This window comes from Sphingomonas sp. (genome assembly GCF_048594985.1).
In the GTDB taxonomy this organism is placed as follows: Bacteria; Pseudomonadota; Alphaproteobacteria; order Sphingomonadales; family Sphingomonadaceae; genus Sphingomonas_I.
The window spans coordinates 1-7,097 of sequence record NZ_JBMDXG010000335.1 but is presented as its reverse complement, the minus strand read 5'-3'; the positions used below and the strand labels follow the sequence as shown (position 1 = coordinate 7,097).

9 protein-coding genes are annotated in these 7,097 nt (G+C 69.9%); 4 read left to right on the top strand and 5 right to left on the bottom strand.

Annotated elements, in window-relative coordinates; genetic code table 11:
* Together ACOJSF_RS13750 and ACOJSF_RS13745 are read left to right on the top strand one after the other, a co-directional pair.
* The coding region (locus ACOJSF_RS13750) for a putative PEP-binding protein (RefSeq protein WP_420142763.1) at positions 1–858 on the top strand (858 nt) is incomplete at its 5' end.
* A 10-nt stretch (positions 859–868) separates the two neighbouring features.
* Positions 869–1,774: a 2-hydroxyacid dehydrogenase gene (locus ACOJSF_RS13745; RefSeq protein ID WP_420142762.1), complete on the top strand. Its 906-nt coding sequence runs from the start codon at positions 869–871 to the stop codon at positions 1,772–1,774.
* 140 nt (positions 1,775–1,914) lie between these two features.
* Here ACOJSF_RS13745 and ACOJSF_RS13740 read toward each other — a convergent pair whose 3' ends face one another.
* Positions 1,915–3,216, bottom strand: coding sequence for an amidohydrolase family protein (locus ACOJSF_RS13740; RefSeq protein WP_420142761.1), 1,302 nt, complete (start codon positions 3,214–3,216; stop codon positions 1,915–1,917).
* Between the two features lie 14 nt (positions 3,217–3,230).
* The gene (locus ACOJSF_RS13735; protein WP_420142760.1) at positions 3,231–3,797 is read right to left on the bottom strand and encodes a DUF2585 domain-containing protein; all 567 of its coding nucleotides are present in this window, start codon (positions 3,795–3,797) and stop codon (positions 3,231–3,233) included.
* A 44-nt stretch (positions 3,798–3,841) separates the two neighbouring features.
* Between ACOJSF_RS13735 and gmk the strand changes: the two genes are divergently transcribed.
* Together gmk and ACOJSF_RS13725 are read left to right on the top strand one after the other, a co-directional pair.
* A complete protein-coding gene (gmk, locus tag ACOJSF_RS13730; protein WP_420142759.1) occupies positions 3,842–4,486 on the top strand; it encodes a guanylate kinase in 645 nt (214 codons plus the stop codon).
* Positions 4,487–4,525: 39 nt separating this feature from the next.
* Entirely contained in the window at positions 4,526–5,086 is a 561-nt protein-coding gene (locus tag ACOJSF_RS13725; protein WP_420142758.1) for a hypothetical protein, read from the top strand.
* Here ACOJSF_RS13725 and ACOJSF_RS13720 read toward each other — a convergent pair.
* From ACOJSF_RS13720 to ACOJSF_RS13710, 3 genes are all read right to left on the bottom strand, one after another.
* Positions 5,083–5,769, bottom strand: coding sequence for an ATP12 family chaperone protein (locus ACOJSF_RS13720; protein WP_420142757.1), 687 nt, complete (start codon positions 5,767–5,769; stop codon positions 5,083–5,085). The genes ACOJSF_RS13725 and ACOJSF_RS13720 overlap by 4 nt on opposite strands.
* Positions 5,766–6,422, bottom strand: coding sequence for an HAD-IA family hydrolase (locus tag ACOJSF_RS13715; protein WP_420142756.1), 657 nt, complete (start codon positions 6,420–6,422; stop codon positions 5,766–5,768). Before ACOJSF_RS13715 ends, ACOJSF_RS13720 begins: the two co-directional genes overlap by 4 nt.
* A partial coding sequence (locus tag ACOJSF_RS13710; protein ID WP_420142755.1) for an FMN-binding negative transcriptional regulator occupies positions 6,419–7,097 on the bottom strand: 679 nt, incomplete at its 5' end. The genes ACOJSF_RS13715 and ACOJSF_RS13710, both read right to left, overlap by 4 nt.

The window sequence follows — 7,097 nt, the reverse complement described above, 5'->3', positions numbered from 1 at the left end:
GCCGCGCTCGCCAAATTGCTGCCCGAGCAGCGCGGCGACTTCGCCGAGATTTTCGAAATCATGGCCGGCCTGCCGGTCACGATCCGCCTGCTCGATCCGCCGCTCCACGAATTCCTGCCGCACGCGGACGAGGAGTTCGCCGAGGTGGCGGAGGCGACCGGCGTCGCGCTCGACCAGCTCAAGCGCCGCGCGGCGGAGCTGCACGAATTCAACCCGATGCTCGGCCATCGCGGCTGCCGGCTCGGCATCACCTATCCCGAAATCTACGAGATGCAGGCGCGCGCCATTTTCGAGGCGGCGTGCGACGTGGCGCGGACGACGGGCGAGGCGCCGATCCCCGAGGTGATGGTCCCGCTGGTCGCGACCCGTCGCGAGCTGGAGATCATCAAGACGCTGATCGACGAGACGGCGACCGCCGTCTTCGCGGAGAAGGGCCAGACGCTCGACTACCTCGTCGGCACGATGATCGAATTGCCGCGCGCCGCGCTCAAGGCGGGCGAGATCGCCGAGGTCGGCGCTTTCTTCTCGTTCGGCACCAACGATCTGACGCAGACCGCGCTCGGCGTCAGCCGCGACGATGCCGGCCGCTTCCTTGGCGCCTATGTCGAACAGGGCATCTACGCCAAGGACCCGTTCGTCAGCCTGGATGTCGAGGGCGTGGGCGAGTTCATCCGCATCGCGGCGGAACGCGGGCGCGCCACGCGCGGCGACCTCAAGCTCGGCATCTGCGGCGAACATGGCGGCGATCCGGCCTCGATCGCCTTCTGCGAGGGCGCGGGCCTCGATTACGTCTCCGCCTCGCCCTACCGCGTGCCGATCGCGCGGCTCGCGGCGGCGCAGGCGGCGCTGCGCGGCTGACGGGGTGCACGTGGCCAGACCCGATATCCTCCTCCTGCCGGGTGGGGCCTCGCCCGCGCTGACGGCCGAGCTGGAGCGCCGGTTCGCGGTGCACCAGGCGCCCGGCGACGCCGGTCCCCGCATCCGCGCGATCGTGGGCGGGGGATCCAGCGTGGTCGACGCGGGCCTGATTGCCGCCTTGCCTGCGCTGGAGATCATCGCGATCAACGGCGTCGGGCATGACGGGATCGATCTGGCGGCGGCGAAGGCGCGCGGCATCCCCGTGACGATCACGCGCGGCGTGCTGGACGACGACGTCGCCGACCTCGCCATCGCGCTGATGCTGTCGGTGTCGCGCCGGATCGCCGTCAACGACCGCGCGATCCGCGACGGTGGGTGGCAGGCACCGCTGTCGCGCCGGCTGAGCGGGCGGCGGATCGGGCTCTACGGCATGGGTGCGATCGGCCGCGCGATCGCGCGCCGGGCCGACCCCTTCGCCGGCGAGATTCTGTATACCAGCCGCGCGGCCAAGCCCGACCTGCCCTGGCGGCATGTCCCCGACCTCGCGGCCCTGGCGGAGGCGAGCGACGTGCTGGTGGTGATCGTCCCCGCCACCCCCGAAACCGCCGGCACGGTCGACGCCGCCATCCTCGACCGGCTGGGGCCGGACGGCATCCTCGTCAATGTCGCGCGCGGGGCGATCGTCGACGAGCCCGCGTTGATCCGCGCGCTGGCGGAGGGCCGGATCGCGGGTGCCGGCCTCGACGTGTTCGCCGACGAACCGCACGTTCCCGACGCGTTGCGCGCGATGGAGCAGGTCGTGCTCTCGCCGCATCAGGGCAGCGCCACGATCGAGACGCGCGCGGCGATGGCCGACCTCGTCCTCGCCAATCTCGACGCGCATTTCGCCGGCCGCCCGCTCCTCACGCCGCTTTAGCCGTCCCGTCATCGTAGCCGTCATCCCGGACTTGATCCGGGATCCCGCTGTCTTCCGCGCGCTCCCCGGTAAGCGGGACCCCGGATCAAGTCCGGGGTGACGTACAGGGGCGGGGGTGAAGACCGCCCTGCGCCGCCCGCTCAGCGCGCCCGGCCGTCAGCCTTCACGACCGCGCCGCCTTTCATCACGAAGCCGACCGTCTCCAGCACGCGGACGTTCGCCAGCGGATCGCCGTCGACCGCGATCAGGTCGGCGTAGCGGCCGGGCTGGATCTGGCCGATTTCCGCGCTGCCGATCAGGTCGGCGGCATTGCGCGTCGCGGTCAGGATCGCCTCCATCGGCGTCATGCCCGCCCGCACCAGCAGCGCGAATTCCTGCGCATTCTCGCCATGCGCCGACAGGCCGAACGTGTCGGTGCCGAACGCGAACTTGACGCCCGCCGCGTGCGCGTCGCCCGCCATCTTCAGGATCATCGGCCCGATCACCAGCGCCTTTTCGGCGGTCGAGGGGTTTAGCTGCTCGGGATGCGTCTTCGCGCGCTCGTACACCTTCTCGGCCACCAGCATCGTCGGCACGAGGTAGGTGCCGTGCTGCTTGAACAGCCGGAAGCTGCCCGCGTCGGCATAGCTGCCATGCTCGATCGAATCGACGCCCAGCTCGATCGTGTGGTCGATCGCCTGCTTGCCGTGCGCATGCGCCATCACTTTCATGCCCAGCGCGTGCGCGGTCTCGATCACCGCCTTGATCTCGTCGTCGGTCATCAGCTGCAGCTTGGGGTCGTCGCCGATCGACATCACCCCGCCCGACGGCATGATCTTGATCTGATCCGCGCCCAGCCGGTGCATCCGGCGCACGATGGTGCGCGCCGAATCCGCGCCGTCGACCAGCGTATCGGTCCAGTGCGGCAGTTCGGCGAATTCGGGCAGCAGCCCGTTGGCCGGATCGCCATGCCCGCCCGTCGGCCCCAGCGCGTCGCCCGCGACCCACAGGCGCGGCCCCGGGATCGCGCCTTCGGCCACGCCGCGCTTCAGCGCCACGATCGCGTCGGTCGCCCCGCCCGCGTCGCGCACGCTGGTGAAGCCCGCCAGCAGGGTCGCGCGCGCATCGTTCACCCCGTCGATCAGCGCCTGGTAATTGGTGCGCGTCACCGCGTTGCGGATCGGGTCGCCGGGATGGAAGGCGGCGAGCATATGGACATGCGTGTCGATCAGTCCGGGCAGCACCGTCTTGCCCGACAGGTCGACCACCTCCGCGCCCGCCGGCCGGACGAAGCCGGGCTGGACGGCGGTGATCCGGTCGTCGTGGATCAGGATCGACACCTGCTTGCGCGGGGTAGCGCCGCTCCCGTCGATCAGCGTGCCCGCGTGGATCACCAGATCCTTCGCGGCGAGCGGCGCCGAAACCAGCGCCAGCATGGCGGCGAATATGCGTGTCACGGTCATCGATCGGTCCCCCCTCACGGCGATTGCCACTGCCGGATCGCCTCGACCGGCCACAGCAGCATCACCACGTTGAGCGTCAGATTGTCGCGGATCACCGCCAATGTCACGAGCTCGAACAGCACGGCCAGCGCGATCGTGGCCGTAACCGGCAGCCGCCGCGCCAGCGCGAAGCCCGCCATCATGCAGCCGATGTCTGCCACCGAGTTGATCACGCTGTCGCCGGTATAGCCCAGCGCGATCGTCGCGGTGCGATAGCGGTCGATCACCGCCGGCGAATTCTCGGCCAGCTCCCACGCCGCCTCGATCGCCGTCGCCAGCACCAGCCGCCAGCGGACGGGCATGCGTCGCAGCAGCAGCCAGCCCGCGGCGTAGAACAGGAAGCCGTGGATGACGTGGCTCGGCGAATACCAGTCGAACAGATGCTGGCTGTTCCCGCTATCGACCGCGCCGTGCCACAGTTCGATCCGGCCGCAGGTGCAGACGGGCGGGCGGCCCATCGCCAGCAGGATCGCGGCGGCGGCCGCCACGATGACGAGCACCGTCAGGATCGGGCGGCGGCGCGCAAGGAGGGATCGGGTCATGCCGCCCACGTTGACCTTCGCGCCGCGCGAAGCCAAGAGCGGCCATGCCTTTGTCCGGCCTCGAACATCGCGGCGTCCTGTTCGTCCTGTCCTCGCCCTCGGGGGCAGGCAAGTCGACCATTGCGCGCCAGCTTCTGCAGCACGATCCCGACATCGCCATGTCGGTCTCGGTCACGACGCGCCCGCCACGCCCGGGCGAGGTCGACGGTAAGGATTATCACTTCGTCGACGTGCCGACTTTCAAGGACATGGTTGCCGCCAACCAGCTGATGGAATGGGCGCACGTCTTCGAAAATCGCTACGGCACCCCGCGCGCGCCGGTCGAAAAGATGCTGGCGGAGGGGCGCGACGTCCTGTTCGACATCGACTGGCAGGGCGCGCAGCAGCTTTACCAGCAAGCGGGCGGCGACGTCGTGCGCGTGTTCATCCTGCCGCCGTCGATGGCCGAGCTCGGCCGGCGCCTGCGCTCGCGCAACACCGACGATCCCTCCGTGGTCGAAGGGCGCATGGCGCGCGCCGCGTCGGAGATCAGCCACTGGGACGGCTATGATTACGTCCTGATCAACGCCGACGTGGAGGATTGCTTCGCGCAGGTGAAGACGATCCTCGACGCCGAACGTCTGCGGCGCTCGCGCCAGACCGGGCTGATCGGTTTCGTCCGCAAGCTGATGACCTCGGAAACCAGCTAGGCTAGGCTTCGTTTCCTCCGATTGCAGGAGGGGACAGACATGGTTCGCATCGTCATCGGCAGCATCTTGGGCGGGATCGTCCAGTTCATCATCGGCGCGATCGCGTGGGTCAGCCCACTTGGCGGTCTTGCCTACAAGACGCTCGGCGATGCCGAGACCGCCGATCTCCATACCTCGCTGGCGCGCACGCTGACGGCCACCGGCACGGGCACCTATTTCATCCCTTCGCCCGACACCGCCGCCTCCACCGCCCTGTTCGGGCGCGGGCCGGTCGGGCTGATCTTCTTCAACACGAGCGGGTTTCCGATCATAGAACCGGCGTCGTTGCTGACCGGGCTGATCCTGTCGATCGTCATGCTGCTGCTGATCGGCACCGCGCTCAGCCTGGTCGACGGTTTCGCCGCGCGGCTGAAGGTCGCGGGGCTCTTCGCGGTGGCGATGATCCTCTATTTCGTGCTGTCGCTTCCGGTCTACAATTTCTACCTGCCGTGGGGCTGGTGGATCTACCTCGCGGTCGAGGAACTGGTCGCCTTCGCGGCGGGGCTGTTCGTGCTGGTGCGCTGGTTCATGCCGGCCGCGCCCGTCCTACCCCGGACCTAGGACGCGTCGAGCAAGGCGAGGAAGCGCGCCGCGGCGAGGAAGTCGGCGCGGCGCGCGTCCCTGGCCTTCAGCGCGAGCGGATCCTCGCCCCATCGCTCGGCCTGCCAGATCTCGTCGAGATGCGTGATCTCGAATGCGGCGTCGGGCGCGAGCTCGCCTTCCATCACCGCCAATGCGACGACCAGCGATCCGCCGATCGTCACCAGCGGCGACATCGCGGTCAGGCGGAACGGGTCGAGCACGGCGAGCGCATGGCTCAACCGCACGACCGTCGCGTCGGGCTGGGGCGCATGGACGATGCCGGCGGTGACCGCGAAGTCCACGTCATACCGCCGCCGCGCCCAGGCGAGCACGGGATCCCATGCCGCTGCCTGCCGCGCGGCCAGCACCTCTGGCGTATCGGCGCGGTAGCAGAGCAGATCGGTCTGCGCATAGGCCGCGAGCGGCCGGGCGAATGCCGCCGGATCGGGCGCGACCTTGTCGATCGCGGCGTTGGCAAGGCCGGCCAGCGGCATGGCGCGCGGGTCGATCGTCTCCACCTGCGCGCTCCATTCCTCAGCCACCGCCCTCGCCAGGGCTTGCGTCGGCAAAGAGAGCGGCCGGCGGTCGGGCGTCCGCACCGCGCGCCCGTCGAGCAGGATCGCCCGGTCGACGACCGTGGCCTCTTTGTAGAAACGCTTCACAGCGCCTCGAGGATCGCGACCAGCGCGGAGGGGTGCTCGGCCACGACATCCGCCCCCGCCTCGATCAACTGGTCGGCATTGTGATAGCCCCACGCTACCCCGATCGCGGCGCAGCCCGCCGCGCGCGCCATCGCCATGTCGTAACTCGTGTCGCCGATCATCGCGGTCGTCGCCGGCTCCGATCCGGCGTCCGCCATCGCCTGTTCGATCATCGACGGATGCGGTTTCGACGGATGGCGGTCGGACGTCTGGAGCGTGATGAAGCGCGGATGCAGCCCGTGATGCTCGAGGATCGCCTTCAGTCCCCGGTCGGACTTACCCGTCGCGACCCCCAGCAGCCAGCCGCGTGCGTCGAGATCGCCGATCGCCTCGGCGATGCCGTCGTAGAGCGGATGATTGGCCAGGCCCTGTGTCCGCATGTCGAAGAAGGCGGCCTTGTACGCCTCCCCTATCGCGTCATGTTCCTCCGTCGTCCCGCCCGGATAGAGGACGGTCAGCGCCTCGGGCAGCGACAGGCCGATGATGCCGCGCGTCGCCGGATCGCCCGGCGCCGCCACGCCGACCACGTCGAACGCGCGCTGCATGGCGAGACAGATCGTCGTCTGCGAATCGACCAGCGTCCCGTCGCAATCGAACAGAGCGAGGCGGTTCATCGCGCCGCCGCCATCGCATCGGCGCCAACGGCATCGCCGCGTGCCCGCAGCGCGGCGATCACGCCCGCCGCCTGTCGCTCGGGCTTGTTCTGGCCCAGCTTGGCGACGCCCCGCAGCACGGGCCGCTCGATCGCGAAGCCGACGATGCCCGCCAGCAGGCGCTCCAGTATGCGCGGTTCCATCTTGGCGCTGGTCCAGACGGGCTTGGGGGCGAGCGCGGACTCGTGCACCGCGCTCAGGCTGTCCACCTGCTCGCGCGCCTCGTCGGGCGTCAGGCGGCGGGCGATCCCTTCGATTTCGACCATGCGGTAATTCCAGGTGGGGACCTGATCGGGCGCGCCGTACCAGTCCGGGCTGACGTAGAAATGGGTGCCGATCACGCTGGCCAGGACCCGTGCGCCGTCCAGAGCGGGCACCGCCGCGTTGGCGCGCGACACATGAAAGCGAAAGCTGCCGTCCGCCGCCGGGACGAGCGGCGCCTGCGCCGAAACCAGGCGTCCGTCCGCCCGGCTGCCGACGATCTGCGCGAAGGCGGTGTCGGCGACGAAGGCGCGCAGCTCCGCCTCGTCATGCCAGCCGAAGACGGGCGTGGGGATCACGCCGGACGGCCCCCGCCGCGCGCGCGGCGCTCGCCCTTGCGCTCCTTGCGACGCGCCTTGGCGGCGGCGGTCGCGG